The organism is Anoxynatronum sibiricum (genome assembly GCF_039414295.1).
GTDB lineage: Bacteria > Bacillota > Clostridia > Peptostreptococcales > Tindalliaceae > Anoxynatronum > Anoxynatronum sibiricum.
Genome location: NZ_JBCITM010000020.1, coordinates 1 through 16,002, shown reverse-complemented (window position 1 = coordinate 16,002; position 16,002 = coordinate 1). Strand labels below are relative to the sequence as shown.

15 protein-coding genes and 1 pseudogene are annotated in these 16,002 nt (G+C 42.0%); 13 read left to right on the top strand and 3 right to left on the bottom strand.

Translation table 11 applies throughout. The features are described 5' to 3' along the window. Nucleotides 1–591 precede the first annotated feature (591 nt). The 10 genes from AAIG11_RS14725 to AAIG11_RS14680 all read left to right on the top strand — a co-directional run bounded on the left by AAIG11_RS14725 (nt 592) and on the right by AAIG11_RS14680 (nt 13,604). Nucleotides 592–1,254 (top strand): hypothetical protein, encoded by a 663-nt coding sequence (locus AAIG11_RS14725; RefSeq protein WP_343186992.1) that lies wholly within the window; start codon nt 592–594, stop codon nt 1,252–1,254. 231 nt (nt 1,255–1,485) lie between these two features. Further along, entirely contained in the window at nt 1,486–3,645 is a 2,160-nt protein-coding gene (locus AAIG11_RS14720) for a protein kinase domain-containing protein (protein ID WP_343186991.1), read from the top strand. 101 nt (nt 3,646–3,746) lie between these two features. After that, complete coding sequence (locus AAIG11_RS14715; protein ID WP_343186990.1) at nt 3,747–3,989, top strand: DUF6794 domain-containing protein; 243 nt, start codon at nt 3,747–3,749, stop codon at nt 3,987–3,989. A gap of 437 nt (nt 3,990–4,426) precedes the next feature. Next, the gene (locus AAIG11_RS14710; protein ID WP_343186989.1) at nt 4,427–8,758 is read left to right on the top strand and encodes a RecQ family ATP-dependent DNA helicase; all 4,332 of its coding nucleotides are present in this window, start codon (nt 4,427–4,429) and stop codon (nt 8,756–8,758) included. Continuing rightward, a complete protein-coding gene (locus AAIG11_RS14705; protein ID WP_343186988.1) occupies nt 8,758–9,384 on the top strand; it encodes a V-type ATP synthase subunit I domain-containing protein in 627 nt (208 codons plus the stop codon). The genes AAIG11_RS14710 and AAIG11_RS14705 overlap by 1 nt, the downstream gene beginning before the upstream one ends. Before the next feature lie 30 nt (nt 9,385–9,414). Further along, nucleotides 9,415–9,708 (top strand): hypothetical protein, encoded by a 294-nt coding sequence (locus AAIG11_RS14700; RefSeq protein ID WP_343186987.1) that lies wholly within the window; start codon nt 9,415–9,417, stop codon nt 9,706–9,708. A 111-nt stretch (nt 9,709–9,819) separates the two neighbouring features. Beyond that, nucleotides 9,820–11,037, top strand: a complete 1,218-nt coding sequence (locus AAIG11_RS14695; protein WP_343186986.1) for an MBL fold metallo-hydrolase — start codon at nt 9,820–9,822, stop codon at nt 11,035–11,037. A 22-nt stretch (nt 11,038–11,059) separates the two neighbouring features. Continuing rightward, nucleotides 11,060–11,260: a DUF3006 domain-containing protein gene (locus AAIG11_RS14690; RefSeq protein ID WP_343187040.1), complete on the top strand. Its 201-nt coding sequence runs from the start codon at nt 11,060–11,062 to the stop codon at nt 11,258–11,260. Nucleotide 11,261: 1 nt separating this feature from the next. After that, on the top strand, nt 11,262–12,194 hold the full coding sequence (locus AAIG11_RS14685; RefSeq protein WP_343186985.1) for a hypothetical protein: 933 nt from the start codon (nt 11,262–11,264) through the stop codon (nt 12,192–12,194). Nucleotides 12,195–12,278: 84 nt separating this feature from the next. Further along, the gene (locus AAIG11_RS14680) at nt 12,279–13,604 is read left to right on the top strand and encodes a hypothetical protein (protein WP_343186984.1); all 1,326 of its coding nucleotides are present in this window, start codon (nt 12,279–12,281) and stop codon (nt 13,602–13,604) included. 77 nt (nt 13,605–13,681) lie between these two features. Here AAIG11_RS14680 and AAIG11_RS14675 read toward each other — a convergent pair. Next, nucleotides 13,682–13,891, bottom strand: a pseudogene (locus AAIG11_RS14675) (Tn3 family transposase); the annotation flags it as partial. A gap of 107 nt (nt 13,892–13,998) precedes the next feature. Between AAIG11_RS14675 and relB the strand changes: the two are divergent. Continuing rightward, nucleotides 13,999–14,223 carry a type II toxin-antitoxin system RelB family antitoxin gene (gene relB / locus AAIG11_RS14670; protein ID WP_343186983.1) on the top strand — a complete coding sequence of 75 codons (225 nt, stop codon included), beginning with the start codon at nt 13,999–14,001 and terminating at the stop codon, nt 14,221–14,223. A 30-nt stretch (nt 14,224–14,253) separates the two neighbouring features. After that, entirely contained in the window at nt 14,254–14,634 is a 381-nt protein-coding gene (locus tag AAIG11_RS14665) for a hypothetical protein (RefSeq protein ID WP_343186982.1), read from the top strand. A gap of 60 nt (nt 14,635–14,694) precedes the next feature. On the opposite strand, the gene AAIG11_RS14660 is transcribed toward AAIG11_RS14665, so the two are convergent. Further along, on the bottom strand, nt 14,695–15,054 hold the full coding sequence (locus AAIG11_RS14660; protein ID WP_343186981.1) for a type II toxin-antitoxin system HicB family antitoxin: 360 nt from the start codon (nt 15,052–15,054) through the stop codon (nt 14,695–14,697). After that, entirely contained in the window at nt 15,047–15,310 is a 264-nt protein-coding gene (locus tag AAIG11_RS14655) for a type II toxin-antitoxin system HicA family toxin (RefSeq protein WP_343186980.1), read from the bottom strand. Before AAIG11_RS14655 ends, AAIG11_RS14660 begins: the two co-directional genes overlap by 8 nt. Before the next feature lie 217 nt (nt 15,311–15,527). On the opposite strand from AAIG11_RS14655, the gene AAIG11_RS14650 reads away from it, so the two are divergent. Continuing rightward, a partial coding sequence (locus AAIG11_RS14650) for a recombinase family protein (RefSeq protein ID WP_343186979.1) occupies nt 15,528–16,002 on the top strand: 475 nt, incomplete at its 3' end.

Genomic DNA, 16,002 nt, shown 5'->3' with positions numbered 1-16,002 from the left:
GGCACAAAGAAGGTATTAAGTTGATCGACTTGCCATCTATAAAAAAAGCCGTCATAAAAGCGGGTTTGGACTAGAGTACTCGCAAAGAAAACCTAATGTTAGAAACTGGCGGCCAGGTCAATTGCCACTTCGGTATTGTCAGGAGAGATAATCAAAAAGTGTTAGGCGTTGTAAATAAGCGATGCCAGCCACAAAGATTCGTCTGCCCATTTGCGCCTAAAACGTGAAAATGAACCAGGAAGGCAGCCCACAATAGCCAACGGGGATCTTGCCCCTCAAACTTGCTTCAAAATGAGTATCGATGCTTCATTTTTAAATGATGCAAGGGATCACGGGGTCAAATATCAACTTTTGGCAGTAGAATCATCCAATGCGTTAAGGTATGCGGCTTCCATATGTGGAATGAGATATGTCGAGGGTCCGGATCGTGTTAAAAGAAATAAAATTTAGGAAGCTGTGAGTGTTGCTAAAATGGCGATTGGCTCATAGGACTATACCGATAATTGCCATGAAGTTGCGGGTAGAGTGTTGAATGAAGAGAACAAAAAATTTAATACGCTCATTTTCGAGATAGAGAAGGGATTGAAATCTATGTCGAACAAAGTCTACAATCACGCTTTTATAGATGTTCGAAGAAGGGAAAAGATAAGTAGATTTTTAGAAATCATATCAGAAATAATTAGCGTTCCAATTGTTGCAATGAATATTGCCAGCGGTATCATTGGTGGGATATGGTTGCTCTTCTTTAAGGAATGGCATTTAATAGTTTTTGGCATCTTATGGGCGGGACTCGCTCATCAATTATTGGCGATATTGATGTGTATAAGAATTCCTATTGAAAGTGCTGTATTATATTCTATAGAGAAAAAAATCAAGCCGCTCCAATACCTATTTGGTTTTTTATCAATACTATTTACGAATGTGCTTATTCTTGTCTCATGCGCTTTTGCTTTTTTCTATTGCTTGAGTCATGTTGATACCTACTCGTTCATGTTTCTAACACCTTATTTGTTGTGGTCTTGGGGAATGGCAATAAATCCTTGGAGAAAAAGTCTTTCTCCTACTTGCGACAATGAAATTGAGATGCTAACAATCTTTCTTACAGCGTTGTTTTATTTTCTAATTTTAGCTAGCTTTGTCGTTAATCCCACAATTAGCATGATAATAGTTTTTATATTCATAGTTACCTTTGTGTTAATTTTGCCAGCAGGAACAGTCTATTACTCGGCCATTTCAGATGATAGAGATCCCTAAATGTTTCCATGTGTTATCAGTATCTGTTCAACAAAACAGTCTCTACTCAAGAAATAAAGGTATTCATCTCTCCGGTGGAAGGATTTCCTTCTCCAGAAACTCATGGAGTCTGGATAGTGAAGTAGCATAGATTTTCGTAATTGGTAAAAATATTGAATCACTGCATTAAACCAAGGTGATAGCATGATCTGTTTTCTACAAAACAACCATTCTGATCGGGAGGCATGATCCATGGACGAGATCCGGCACATCTGTCTTAACTGTATGGGGAATAAGGGGGAGAATCAGGAGTGTCCTGAATGCGGCCACTCGAAAGATCTCACCGTGACAGAACCGGTGCATCTGAAACCGGGTACTGTCCTGAATGGCAAGTTTCTCATCGGCAAAGTCCTGGGCCATGGCGGCTTCGGTATCACCTATCTGGGCTGGGATCTGATCTTGGAGATCAAGCTGGCCATTAAAGAGTACTTTCCCCAAGACCTGGTTAGTAGAACCCCTGATTATAATCATGTCTCTGTGTATACCGGTGATGCACGGAATCATTTTGAGCATGGCCTAAAGAAGTTCATGGAAGAAGCCAAGGTGCTGGCTAAGTTTGATGATCACCCCGGGATTGTCTCTGTTCGGGAGTATTTCAAAGAGAACCAGACCGCTTACATGGTGATGAACTATGTGGAAGGGATGACACTTCAGCAATATGTTGCCCAGAAGGGGAATGTGCTGCCATGGAAAACAGCTTTAGGATTAATGATGCCGGTGCTGGATGCCTTACATGAGATCCATGAGGCGGGTATCCTGCACAGGGATATAAGTCCGGACAATATTTACATCACCAAAGAGGGCAGGGCAAAATTATTGGATTTTGGTGCCGCCAGAACCGCTTCCTTGGATCAGCAGAAGAGTCTTTCAGTGTTGCTTCGCCCTGGTTATGCTCCGGAGGAACAGTATCGTACTAAAGGGATTCAGGGGCCTTGGACTGATATCTATGCAGCTGCAGGAACGCTATATCGGCTTGTTACCGGCGAAGTGCCTCTCGAAGCCATGGAAAGGCTACTCGATGATTCCCTTAAGAAGCCTTCAGATATGGGTATTAGTCTGCCAGAAACGTTCGAATTAGCTTTGATGAAAGCTTTGGCGATTCGAAGTACTGACAGGTATCAAAATGTGAAGGAATTTCAGAGCGACTTCAAAGTGGATCTATCTGCTGTACTTTTTACTGAAGTAGACCTTGATATTGGCAAGGAAAACATATTAAGTTCCAGTTCAGAAACAAACGGTAAATGTAATGATCAGGTTGAATCTTTCTCCTCGGGATATAATGTTGATGATAACGATAATGACAAAATAATGACAGAAGAAAAGAGCAATAATGAGATAAATGAACCTGTGGATGGAAAAGTGACTCCGGCGAATCAAAACAATATAGATTCTGCACGTTCATCTGACTACGAGAAAAAAAGATCAGATAAGCAAATCAAGGCAATCCTTGCCGTTATTGTCATTCTGGTGATTATTTTCGGTGCTTTGCTTGGCAATTGGCATGATATGTTCAATAATAAATCTGCTAACAGTGATGACATAGATGCGAACACCACCACTTCTTCAGGCGTAGTTGTGAATGAAAAAGTGGTTGGGGAGAGCCCGCGTCTAGCTGTTGATTATTTTTCAAGCGACTGGGCCTACATGACAGAGAATATTGATCAGCAAGATGTGATGTCGGGATATCGATTGATCAGGCGGGGTGTTGTTAACGGACCCCTTCGAAGTGAAAGCGTGGTCAATGACGTTTTGGATCATAGCACAATTATTGTAACAGATACCTATATTTTTTATGTAAATGGAGATGATGGAAGTGCGCTATACAAAGTAAAAAAAGATGGATCCAATAGAAGAAAAATAGCTAATGGTCATGTCTCCAGCTTGAATTATTACGACAATGCGATATTTTTCCAACAGAGCTTCAATCAATTTTCACCAGGAATTATACATGCGTATAGTCTCCATAATGACCAACTGTTCCGAATCAGTGATGATTTGAGCAATTTAAATCATGTTGAAAATGGTTGGATATACTATTCTGATGAAAACTTTCACTTGTACCGCATGACAACTGCTGGAATACTTAAATCAATAGTTATAAACGAAGAGGGTCTTGTTAATTTTTTTTATGACGGATGGATTTACTACATTTCGTTTGAAGATAACTGGAGGCTGTACAGAATTATGACTGATGGATCTGGACGAACAAAACTAACAGATATCTCTGTCTGGTATGCGTTCAATCCGGAATATGATGGATGGATTTCATATACAGAGAGAGATCATCTTGGCCCAACAGATAGAAGATTTAAGATGCTTCCAGATGGATCTCGGAACCAATTTGTTGAGTAAATGGATTGGAATTTTAATATGATGAATCAAAATTTGACTGAAAATTTCTTGTAGCTCGTATAAAGAGAGAGAGGTGAATGCTACCGATGACCATCCATTTCTTGTCAAAAAAAGTTTTTATCGAACATATTGCCCAGGACTGTTTGAGTCAGTTAAATGATGATGACAAAAAACACATGAAGGAAAACCCTGATCCTTTTCAATACCATTTTGGCTTGGGGATGTTTATCCGTAACAACTACATTTACGGGAACAATAGTATAAAATTTGAGTTTGAATCACCTGATGACTTATCCAGTGAGATCATTGATAGGATGCTGGAGATACTCTCAGAAGAAGACTGATTTAAGGAGCTCCCGATGAAAATATGCGCCGAAATGATGAATCACAAAAGAAGCTTTTACTTGCTCCATGCTACAACAGGACTGATATGGGGTACTGTCATTCTCATGTCCCATATCTCTATCCTTACTGGTTTCTGGACCATCAACACTTATGTTGCATTGGCCTGGACGATAGCGGCACAGTCAGTGATAAGCTGGCTGTGCTGGAAGGGTGGCTATGGGTTGAAGTGGAGCAGGTTGACTTATTTCAGCAATAGTCACAACTGTAGGGCCTGGGATTGGCTTTTTAATGAACCTCACCGATGACTATCATCTACGCAGGAGAATGGAAAGCAATGTAGAATTATACTTATAATGACAAAATAGACTCTTTACGTGACACTATACGCTCATCATCGCATCTTCTGTTTCGCATTATTAGATTGTGGGGGCAGATCATGAAATCATATGACAAAATGACACCATATGAACTGGGAGAAACAGGTCAATCAGAAGCACTTCGATATTTAAAAGATTATTTAACCCAGGGAACGACAAATGAGCGGCGGTTGGCCGCATCGGCTGTTTCAAAAATAGCTGCCAAATACAACCCTGCCGCGAAAGAGCTGATTCCCTATCTAATGAGTAATCTTACATATGATGCTTCTCAAGTCAGGCAGTATTCATTGAAAGCATTGGAAGCATTTGAGTTGTCAGGCGATGAACTGGAAGTGATAAAATCAGTGGCAGCTTCTGATAGTCAATCGTATAACCGTATTGGTGCCCAAAGAATCTTGCAAAAACATGAAATACCGTTAGCTGGAGCAGTCCTTCCTTCTCAGACGGGTGGCTTAAGGGGTGTTGATGAGGTCGCCGATTCATTTGAAAATAGACCATTGAAAAAAGCAGCAGCAACTGTAAAAGAAACAATGGTGCCAGGAAAACGACCCTTTGAACCCCTTGGTTATATTTCGAAAGTGCCTTTACCAATATCGTCTTTCAAACAGGTGTTGAGTAGGGTGAAACAGGAGTATCACTTGGAAAACGACGTTCAGACTATCAATGAGTGGATGGTTCACCAGGGGTTGCTCGCAGAAGAAAACAGTGGTGACAGAATTATCCAAAGTGTGACAAAAAAAGGCAAAGCCCTTGGGATCACCAGCAAATTAACAAGTTCAAACCACCATGTGCACTATTTTAATGAAAATGCTCAAAGATACATTTTTGAACATTTTTTTCTCATGCCCTCGGCGAAATCAAAAGATTCGCAGAATCATCGGATGGAAGAGCAACGTCATGAGTCTGACGCTAAAGTTGATAAAAAGAGCAAACAACAGAAGACCATTCCCCGCCATGTGTATCTCAGCGAAGAAACCAAGAATATGCCCATACGTTTCTTCCACAGTCATGAGACCTATACAGCCAATTATGTACCTGCCAATCATAACTTTGTCATTCAAAACATTCCAGGGCAAGTTATGAAAGATGCTGCTCATTATCCGATGATTTGTGTGCTGAAAAACATTCTGATGCGTGGAAGGCCTACAAGGCCCTCCCAGTATCTCCATAGTCAATTTAGCCAGCTTTCTGATGACGAAGAGCTCTGTTCGCCATGCTTTTTCATTTCTAATGTTCAGCCTGTCTGGTTGGATACGATCAAGGGGCATGATGAGAGCAATGACCAGACGGCTGTCATTTTTTTTGAAGAAATTATTGAGGAATATCTAGGGGAATATGGCTTCATCAAACAATTACTTCTGCCCGAAGTCTCCATTGGAGAGATTACACTGGCAGATAATCAGCACTTTATCGATGAAAAAGTTGATTTTTATCTTCCTCAGGCGCATTTAGTCATTGAAATAGACGGCTTTCAGCACCAACAGAACTTATCCATTAACATGAATGATAAAGAGCGGTCTCGATACCTGGAAAAATATAAAGTTAAGACCATCCGGATTAATGCAAAAGATATCAAACAGCGTACACATAGCCTTCAAGAAAAAATGCGGGCCATTAAAAACCGGTTGATGGAGTTTGAAGAAATACTGGGAGAATATCAGACAGCCTATTGTCACCAGGAAGAGTATTACTCCCAGCATGAAAATCACAATAAAATGCAATTAACCGCCGTCATGCGGTTTCAGATACTGCTACTCTCTTTGCTTGAAAAAGGGCATATCAAACTTTCGGATAAAAAGTGGCAGTTTGCCATCGTCAACAGAGATGTGGAGGGCTACGCTAATATGGCGGTCCAAGACTTGTTATTGTGGGTCAAAGAGCTTTCTAAACTGATGAAGCTTCCCTTTGTAAAACCGCAGGTCATTATAAAAGAGTACCCAGCGGGCGCTTCCAAGCACCATGAAAACTGGATTAATATCGACTTTAGTCTTCTCCAGCGATGGACCGATGAAAACGAAGCAGATGGTGAAGAAGACCGGATCTATGTGAGAACAGATTATTTTGATAGTCGCAACTATTTTTTTGTCAGTGTGGCTAATCCCATTAACTACGATATTGTTATGGAAGGAAAGAATAATGATATTGGGGCCATGCACTTCATTCTGAAGAACATCTTTGGCTATGATCAGTTTGCTCCGGGTCAACGTGCAGCCATCATAAACTCATTGTCGGGACGTCAAACCATTGGCCTACTGCCAACCGGGGGTGGAAAATCCTTAATCTATCAATACGTGGGTCTTTTGCAACCCTGCATAAGCTTTGTTGTAACACCCATCAAGTCTCTCATGCAGGATCAAAAGGAAAGTTTGGATCGATTTGGGATTCACCACACAAATTACATCAATAGCAATCAATCAGCAGATGAAAAATCCGAAGTTCAAAAGTATTACGGTAGTGGTAAATATCAGTTTGTCTGGATATCCCCCGAACGCTTTCAAACAATAGGGTTTCGAGAGCAGCTTGAAGTGATCAATCACGAGCGAGTGATTGGACTGGCAATCATTGATGAGGTCCATTGCTTGAGCGAATGGGGGCATGATTTCCGTACTGCCTATCTTAACTTGGCGAAGACCATTAACAAGTTCTGCCCTTCTGCAAGAATCTTAGCACTAACAGCGACTGCCTCTGTTAATGTACTGAAAGACATCATGATTGAGTTTGACATTTCCAGAGACGACGTGAAAACGCTGCCTTCATTTACAAGGCCTGAGTTGAATTTCCATATTGTTAAAGATAATGGTGCCTCCAAGCATGTCAAGTGGAAGCACCTGACGAGCGTAATCAAAACCCTTTCAGACGAAAAGGATATCCTCACGCTGAAGGAGGAAAATACCAGTTCAGGCCTCATATTTACACCTTTTGCAAGTGGTGATGCAGGCTGTTACAAAGTATCGATGAACTTAAAGAAAAAATTTGGCGCTGATGTTCGCTTCTATTCAGCAACAATCCCAAAAGGAACGGGATTTAATAATGACCAGGACTATGATCGTTACAAAGCAGTAGTTCAGGAAGAATTTAAAAACAATCGATTTCCTCTAATGGTGGCCACGAAAGCTTTTGGAATGGGAATTGACAAGCCGAACATCAGATATACCATTCACTACGGTATTCCTGGTTCTTTGGAAGCACTTTATCAGGAAGCTGGAAGAGCAGGGCGAGATAAAAGTCCTGCTGACTGCTTTGTTCTTTTCAGTGAAGAATCCACTGGACAACAGTATTTTGAGCAGATCTTTGGATTGCAGAGTCGTTATGATCAGATTCAATCAGTTTTACAGGAAGTTGGATTTGATCAGCGAGATTGTTTTAAACAGTTGTATTTCTGGACCATTGGAGTTAAAAACATTGATGAAGAAATGACTGAAATAAAAGCTGTCTTCAAACAATATGGAAAACCAGGTGGAGAAGTCTTAATTCATGGCAAGCCTTTGGGCCTCACAAAATCTCACCTGGAAAAAGCCATTTATAAACTAAGCCTGATGGGTATTGTAGACGACTGGACCATTCATAAATGGAACGACAGCATGCCAGTGCTCCACGTGACCTTCAAAGATTACACCCTTGAAAGCGTCAGAGAGAATGTTGTCAATTATATCAGGAAATACGAACCCGAATTTAGCCTCTATGAATCATATCAGAGAGATCCACAAAAAACTGATTTCTCAAGCATCTATAGAAAAGAAGAAATACATGAGTTTTATCGACTGCTACAAATCCTCCTTACTTGGCAATACGAAAATGTAGCCTATCACAGAAGACAGTCCATCTTAACGGTTTATCAGCAGTGCCAAGAAAAAGCTGAAGATCCCGAAGCTTTCAAGAAGTACATGGAAGCCTACTTTAAGTTTAGTGACAGTGCCTTTGCATTTGACTATATTGCCGAGAATCCCAGAGATTTTAAAAACTGGTTTGACATCTTTTTTAAGGAAGACCAACAATTTGTGGGGAAAGAAGCCATCGCTCAAGTCATGCCGTCGCTGCGACGATTTTTGGAAAGTTACCGCAGCAACAGTGGGTTGAATTTTGTAAGTGGTGTGATTCACTTGCTTACAGGACAATATCAAAAAGATGATGGCAAACAGCGATTGGAAGATGCTTTTCAATCCATTCGAGAGTTTGGAGAATCAGAACGAAAAGAAATCCTGAGGGCTTCGCTTCTTATTGCTCCTCATATGGATGAAGTCAACCGCTCTCATTTTAGCAAGTTACTGCTTGATGAATTTCCCGAAGAAATGCTGCAAATTTATGATAAATCAAGAGATCCCTACAGCAAGAAATACGTGCTTGATCATTCCGTTGGCCGAATTAAAAAGCTTGTGGAAGGAGTTATATAATGGACGCTTATCGGTTGGATAATACCATTCAAGAGCTTGAATCAGAAGTTACCAAATTGAAATCAATTAATGTTTTGCTGGAACAAATGGCAACACTGGAAGAATCTCTAAATGATTTGCAGGTATCTGAAAAGAAAAATATGGAAGCCATTGAGAAAGCGCATCAACAAAACTTAACTACTTTGAAAGACATCAAAGCCTTTACCGCTTCCGTTCATGAATCTGTAAGTGTCCATCAAAAATCATTTGAAGAAAGCACTAAAAAATTAATGGACGAAAACAGCAAGCATAGTGCAGTGCTGGGAGAAAATCTGAAAAGTTATTTCAATGAGATCGATAAAAAATACGATGAGCTGGCTCGCGACTATCGAAAGCAGTACCGTGAATACGAAGTCTTAGTTGATTCAAAAATTGAAAGGCTTCGATCAGACTTGGAAGTACAGCTGAGAGACATTAGCAAGAGCCTTGATGAGAAATTGGAGATGACATCAAAGAAACATGAAGATCAATTGGAAAATGGAATGTTCATGATTCAAAAATCCATTGAGGATTTTTCAAAGAAACTTATCATTCTAGGAGTTGCTTGTACTGCTGTAATTGGAGTGGTCATATTCGTGTTGCGCTAATCAGTACTAATTAATGACAAGGGGTTCCATATGAAAGTCATGACTGAATTACTGAATCAGAAGAAAAACTACTACATGCTCCATGCTGCCTCGGGGATGGTATGGGGTACTGCCATCGTTATGGCTCACATATCCATAATTGCGAGATTTTGGACCAGCAACACCTATGTCACCATTGCATGGGCGCTCATGGTCCAGGGAGCGCTGAGTCTATACTATCACTGCAAAGGTCCTTTTTCAGTGGTAAAAGGCGTAGGGATCACAGCCGCAGTGGCAGCGTTTACCATTGCAGCTGCTTTCATACTGTCGCTGTATGGCCTGTAGGGCCTTTCTGTTAAGAAATCCTGCCAGAATACCTCGTGGGCTGGCCCCGGGAAGCATCAGGCAACATCTAAATCATTACCATCCTTGGTAAACCTAAAGGAGCTGAACGACTTGTATAACATCTCAAAAAAGTCCCAGAAGTGGCGCTGCTTATATGTACTGCTGATCTTCTTCATTCTTCTCACAGGATGTTCATCAGAACCAGCCTCGGATAACAAGCACATTAGTTATGCAGAGTCAATCACAGAAGAGCCGGCTATCTCAGAAGCCAATGAATCATTGGAACAGGAAAACTCCAGTGTACTCGCCACAGAAATTGTCTCCGCCCCCTCAGTAGAAGGAGAGCTAACCGTTCATTTCATTGATGTGGATCAGGGTGACGCCACCCTGATTATCACCCCTGCAGGGAGAACCCTTTTGGTTGACGCGGGGGAACCCTCTCAAGGGAATCATCTGGTCCAATATTTGACAGCCCTGGGAATCAGTCATATCGATGTCATTGTGGCCACCCATCCCCATGCAGATCATATCGGTGGCCTTCCACAAATCATTCGCTCGTTTGAAGTGGGCAAAGTCCTGATGCCCAAAGTCACCCATACCACCCGGGCCTTCGAAAACCTTCTGTTGGCCATCCAGGAGAAGGGCCTGAAGATTACATATGCCAAAGCTGGACTCCCCCTGGAAATCGATCCTGAGGTGGGAATCATGCTCATCGGTCCCCACGGTGATTCTTATAATAACCTCAATGATTACTCTGCCAGCCTTAGACTCACCCATGGTGAAAATGCTTTAGTGATCACAGGGGATGCAGAAGAAACAGCGGAAATGGAAATGGTGAGAAGCGGGATGGATCTGGCGGCCAACCTATTAAGAGTTGGCCACCATGGCAGCAGCAGCTCTTCCGTCCCGGCTTTCCTTGATGCGGTATCTCCCAGCTACGGGATTATCTCCTGTGGCCGTGACAACTCATACGGCCATCCACACCAGGAGGTGCTTCAGCGACTCCAAGGCAGGGGCATCCAGGTATTCCGTACAGATGAACAGGGCACCATCATTGCTGTCAGTGATGGAGAAGCTTGGCAGTTTGATACTATGCCGGTGACCAGCTTTGTAGAAGAACGGACAGCAGAAGCAGAGGCAGCCAAAGAAGAATCTTCAGCTGCCGCCGGATCAAGTGATGGACGGGGCTATATTGGCAACAAGAACTCGGGTATTTTTCATACGGCGGACTGCAGCTCCCTGCCGGCAGAACACAACCGAATTTACTTTGACACCCGAGATGAAGCCATGGAGGCAGGACAGCGGCCGTGTCAGCGGTGCAAACCGTAACTAAGCAAAGGACGTGATACTGATGAAGGTGATCATTGATCGATTTGAAGACAATTATGCGGTGGTGGAGCTGGAAGAAGGGGTGTTGATCAACATGCCCAAAGTTCTTCTGCCGAACCTGGCAGAAGAAGGGGATGTCATTACCATTGAGATTGATGAGGAAGAAACAAAAAGAAGGCGGAATCGCATTGAGGAAATGATGAATAGCTTGCAGGAAGACTGAGTTGTCCCCTGAACAGCATGGGGTAGAACATCACTTATTTTTGTCGGCAAGACCTCTTTATGGCACCGCAAAATTATTAGTGGAGGGATTTTATATGTTTAATTCAAAATTGAAAAAAGAAGCATTGGAGGATCTTAGGATTTCGGAAGAAAAGTACATGGAGAAGTATAAGGAAACAATTAACCGATCGCTTAAGTTGCACGAAGAACGTACTAAAGCTGTGACAGGGATAAAATCTGTTGAAGATCTTGTGAATCGGCTGGCTAATACGCCGAAAGAGTTTGATAAAATTGTAGCGGATGTAGCTGTACTGCGCAAAGAATTTGAAGTAAGTGTCGTTGAGCTTGAAAAAAAAGCTGAACAAGATTCGAAAATTGCAGGAGGTGTTGCTGGTGCAGGTATTGTTGGCGGAGCCGGAGTGGCCGCCCTTGGTCCATCAGCAGCCATGGCGTTTGCAACTACTTTTGGTACAGCCTCCACCGGTACAGCTATTTCTGCTCTTTCGGGCGGTGCTGCGTCGAAGGCTGCCCTTGCATGGCTCGGAGGTGGAGCGCTTAAAGCTGGGGGTGGCGGCATTGTTGCCGGAAAAGCGCTTTTAGCTTTGTCTGGCCCTGTTGGCTGGTCTATTGGGGGTGCCGCACTTATCGGCGGAGGTCTCCTTATGAATTCAAAAAATAAAAAGATTGCAGCAGAAGCAGAAGCGGCGACTGTTGAACTAAAGAAAGAGTTAACTGCTGTGTCCCGTATCTGTGCAAAGGTAACTGTGTTAGTGAAAGAGGTGCGGGAGTTGCAGGCTAAGATCCAACCAATCCCTTCTTGTTTAAACGATGCTACTAACTTCCTCGATTTATCCCAGGAACAAAAAGACGATATGAAGGTGTTGTTAAACGCTACTATGTCGCTATCTGCCAAACTGGTTGAAAAAGTGGATTAAGAGTTAATTGTGAACCCGCATAACTCCAGTTATATTCCTCTGTATATTGACAATATTGATTTTTTATAAGAAAAGAGTGTTGTTGTGGCCGCTAATCCGGAATGGGTAAACGCAAAATGTGACCGATATGATTATTTTATTGCAGGGTTCAGCGGGGTGGCTGCTGGACTGATAGATATCTTTTTTGTCGGTATGCCAGGCGCCAGTTCGCTTGGCTCGATTACTGATGCTCAGGCTGACGGATTGGTTAAGCAATTTGCAAAGTTGAAGGGTTGGAGCCCTCGGGAAGGTAATGAGGACAGTGTTGCCAGTGCGATCGGTTTTTTGGAAAAAGAGTTTCCCGTTAACTACGATCATCGACACACTGTTGACGTGGGTGGCGCTTTTAAAATGGGCACTAAAAATCATCATTATAAGTCCTTGGCCCATTCGCCGGATATTATCGGACTATTTTTTTCCATTCTTGACCAATTTCAAGGGAAGGCCAGTTTTTTGAGTGACGGGCAATTGATTCGGATTGACAGTGAAGGGCCTAACCTTCGATTGCATGGTGGAAGCTTTCCGGCAAAAATTTTTTGTGGGTTCTGTAACTGGATCGGGCATATTATGTCGGACTTGGCAGGCAGTTCTGGTGGCCGTGGCTCAGTGTTGACTGGTCGAGGGTCTGGTGTGCCGGTTCCTTTCATGCCTCTTTTTCAGCTATGTGATTTTGGTGAGTTTCAAGTTGGCCAACACCGCCAGACGTTGGCGAAGGTAATGACCCAAGTGTTTCAAAACGGTTATGATGCTCGATTTGGGGCAGCAATGGCAATCCCTGTTCTCGTTAATGAGTTGATTATTCGTACTTTATGGGTTATTAAGCAGCGATTTTACCATAAACGTCCATGGAGTGAGTGTTTTCCCTCTGAAAAACATGCTGATTTGAGAATGATGCTTTTAGTCGGACATGGAGCTTTGTGTTTAATGGATGGAGCAGACGCTGCCATTCGCTCTGGTGGAAATGCTGTTGTGTTTTTCCTTCGATTAAACCTGGTTGCCTGGGCAAGGTTCATGATCCTTGTTTTTAAAGAATTGCGTATCCGTTATGGTGAACAGGTCTTAGCAGCCCTTAAGGCTTTTCTTGGAACACTTGATGATGTGTTGACTCCTGGGGAACGCAAGTTACTTCTGGAATACAGGCAGCGCATGAATGAACTTGATTTGGAGCTATCAAAACTTCTTGAAATGTACATGAAACAAGTCTATGAAGATTACCTTCTTTTTCATGCAGCGCTGGAAAGCTCTTTTGATCAAAAACTTTCTTCTGATATGAGAGGTGAAAACAGCATTGCACTTGCAGAACGCTGCAAGGTGGATGATAAGAAAATTATAAAATCGGACCAAGACCTTGATGATTTTTTCACTTCATAAGAGGCCATATATTTTTGCAAAGTATAATCCGCCTTCTTTATTTAGGGGTGGAGGCAGGATTCGGATAAAATCGCACGTTAATTGACCGTTTTCGTTACTGAATCATTGAGTCTTTTCTGCCAGACATAATTGCCAGAGAGATTAATGTGTTCCCAGTCCAGCGGCGAAAGAAACTGTATCTTATTGTGGTCCAGATGGTTATTCTTTCCGTGTAAAGCCAGAGTAGCCCTTTTTAGATAAACAGTGTTCCAGAATACGATAGCAGCAATAATCAAATTGAGACCACTCTCGTCCTTATCATGCAATTTTATCCAAATTCTGCGCCCCCCCTATTGGGAAGCCTTTTTCAAAAAGTGCTACAATGTGTTGCAATTAATAAAAAGGAGGGGTTTGCTTGAGCACAGTTACCGTAAGATTAAATAAAGAAGAACACCAAGCTTTTGGCGAATATGCAAAACTACAGGGGGTTTCCTTGCCAACGCTTCTTAAAAAAACGCTGGAAGAAAAAATGGAAGACGAGCTGGATATGGAGTTGATCCGGCAACACGAAGAAGATGTTAAAAATAATAACTCCGAAGCCTTTGTTCACGATGAAGTCAAAAAAATGTTAGGGTTGTAGCGCAATGCAGCCTACAAGGAGGTTTTGCTGATGCTAACAGTGACCAAAGAAGAGTTAGAAAAAAACCTGGAGAAGTATCTCTCCCTTGCTCGCAAAGAAAACATCACCATTACCATCAACGGGGTGCCGGTAGCCATGCTAACCGCACCTGATAGCAATGCAAAAAGTCTAGTCTCCCAACTGACGGGGATCATCCCAAACAATGGTGCGACTAAGGATGAGATACGAGAAGAACGACTGGTCATCCAAGAAGACTACAACGGCTTAATGGAAACTCTTTGCCTGTGTGCTATTCCCAATATGCGTCAACGAATCATGGAAGGTCTTAATGCGCCCATAGAAGATTGCGTCAGTGAAGACGAGAATATAAAAAGCAGTCAACTACCCATCACTGAACTCACGGGTAATTGACTGCCAAAAAACGTTCCAATACTTGGAATAACTTGATTTTATTCAAAATAATGGTTGCCATTAGGAAGTTTTTAATGTGTCCATAATGGCCTGTTCCACAAACTGATTTAGCGATATGCCTTTTTTTGCCGCCTCTAAAGCTACTCTTTGATGTATTTCTGGTTTAATGCGCACATTGAAGCTGCCTTTGTATGTTCGCTGAGGATTTTTACCGATTTCTTTGCAAAAATCCAGGTAATCGTCAACCGCTTCCTGGAAAGCTGCTTTTAACTCCTCCACAGACCTTCCTTCGTAAGTAATGCTGTCGTTTATTCCTAATATCACGCCATAAAGAACCTCATCTTCAGCACTGTATTCGACTGTTCCGATATAATCACTGTATTTGATGGTCTTATCTAAACTGACATTTCGGCTACTCATTTATATCACCTTGCTTTCTTAAAAAACGGATAACTTCCAGAACTTGATATTTTTTTAATTCATTCCCGGGGTGGGGTTTATGCATGCTAAAGACTGCTTTCGTTTCATTATGCCAAAACCGGATGCGAGACCCTGCATGTTTTTCATTGAGATGATAGCCAAAATATGACATTAGCCTCACGAGATCTTGATAGGTAAAAGTAACTGGCGTAGGGTTTGAAAGAAGTTTTTGAATCAACTTTTCTTCTTTGCTCATTGTGCAGCTCCTTTGATTTGCAACTACTATTTAGTTACATTATAAGCTTTGTAAAAGCATCTGTCAATTTATTTTTGGATGCACTCCCTCAAGAGATGGTTTTGTTTGTTCACAACCGTATCAATAGACTACACTCTATTGATACGGTTGCCGTAGTCTGATATAATCAGGGTTGAGAGTGTATCACAAGACTTGTCTCAAAATGCGAGGTGATATTTTGCGAAAAATTGGTTATATCAGAGTTAGTTCCACCAGCCAAAATCCTTCAAGACAATATCAGCAATTAAACGAAGTCGGAATGGATATTATTTTTGAAGAGAAAGTTTCTGGTGCGACAAAGGATCGAGAGCAACTTCAAAAAGTGTTAGGGGCTTTAGAAGAAGGTGACCTTGTCTATGTAACAGACTTAACTAGGATCACTCGAAGTACGAAGGATTTATTTGAACTGATTGATGTCATACGAAGTAAAAAGGCCGGCTTAAAATCACTCAAGGATACTTGGCTAGATTTATCAGAAGATAATCCCTATAGCCAGTTCTTAATTACGGTGATGGCTGGTGTTAATCAATTAGAACGGGATCTTATTCGCATGCGTCAAAGTGAAGGGATTGAGCTGGCCAAAAAGGAAGGGAAGTATAAAGGCCGAGTCAAAAAATATCATCAAAACCACGCAGGTATGAATTATGCAGTAA

What these genes read in the sequence shown, in the direction of transcription:
- AAIG11_RS14725 (WP_343186992.1), top strand. Translation starts at nt 592, where the DNA reads ATGTCGAACAAAGTCTACAATCACGCTTTTATAGATGTTCGAAGAAGG.
- AAIG11_RS14720 (WP_343186991.1), top strand. Translation starts at nt 1,486, where the DNA reads ATGGACGAGATCCGGCACATCTGTCTTAACTGTATGGGGAATAAGGGG.
- AAIG11_RS14710 (WP_343186989.1), top strand. Translation starts at nt 4,427, where the DNA reads ATGAAATCATATGACAAAATGACACCATATGAACTGGGAGAAACAGGT.
- AAIG11_RS14705 (WP_343186988.1), top strand. Translation starts at nt 8,758, where the DNA reads ATGGACGCTTATCGGTTGGATAATACCATTCAAGAGCTTGAATCAGAA.
- AAIG11_RS14700 (WP_343186987.1), top strand. Translation starts at nt 9,415, where the DNA reads ATGAAAGTCATGACTGAATTACTGAATCAGAAGAAAAACTACTACATG.
- AAIG11_RS14690 (WP_343187040.1), top strand. Translation starts at nt 11,060, where the DNA reads ATGAAGGTGATCATTGATCGATTTGAAGACAATTATGCGGTGGTGGAG.
- AAIG11_RS14665 (WP_343186982.1), top strand. Translation starts at nt 14,254, where the DNA reads ATGCTAACAGTGACCAAAGAAGAGTTAGAAAAAAACCTGGAGAAGTAT.
- AAIG11_RS14660 (WP_343186981.1), bottom strand. Translation starts at nt 15,054, where the DNA reads ATGAGTAGCCGAAATGTCAGTTTAGATAAGACCATCAAATACAGTGAT.
- AAIG11_RS14655 (WP_343186980.1), bottom strand. Translation starts at nt 15,310, where the DNA reads ATGAGCAAAGAAGAAAAGTTGATTCAAAAACTTCTTTCAAACCCTACG.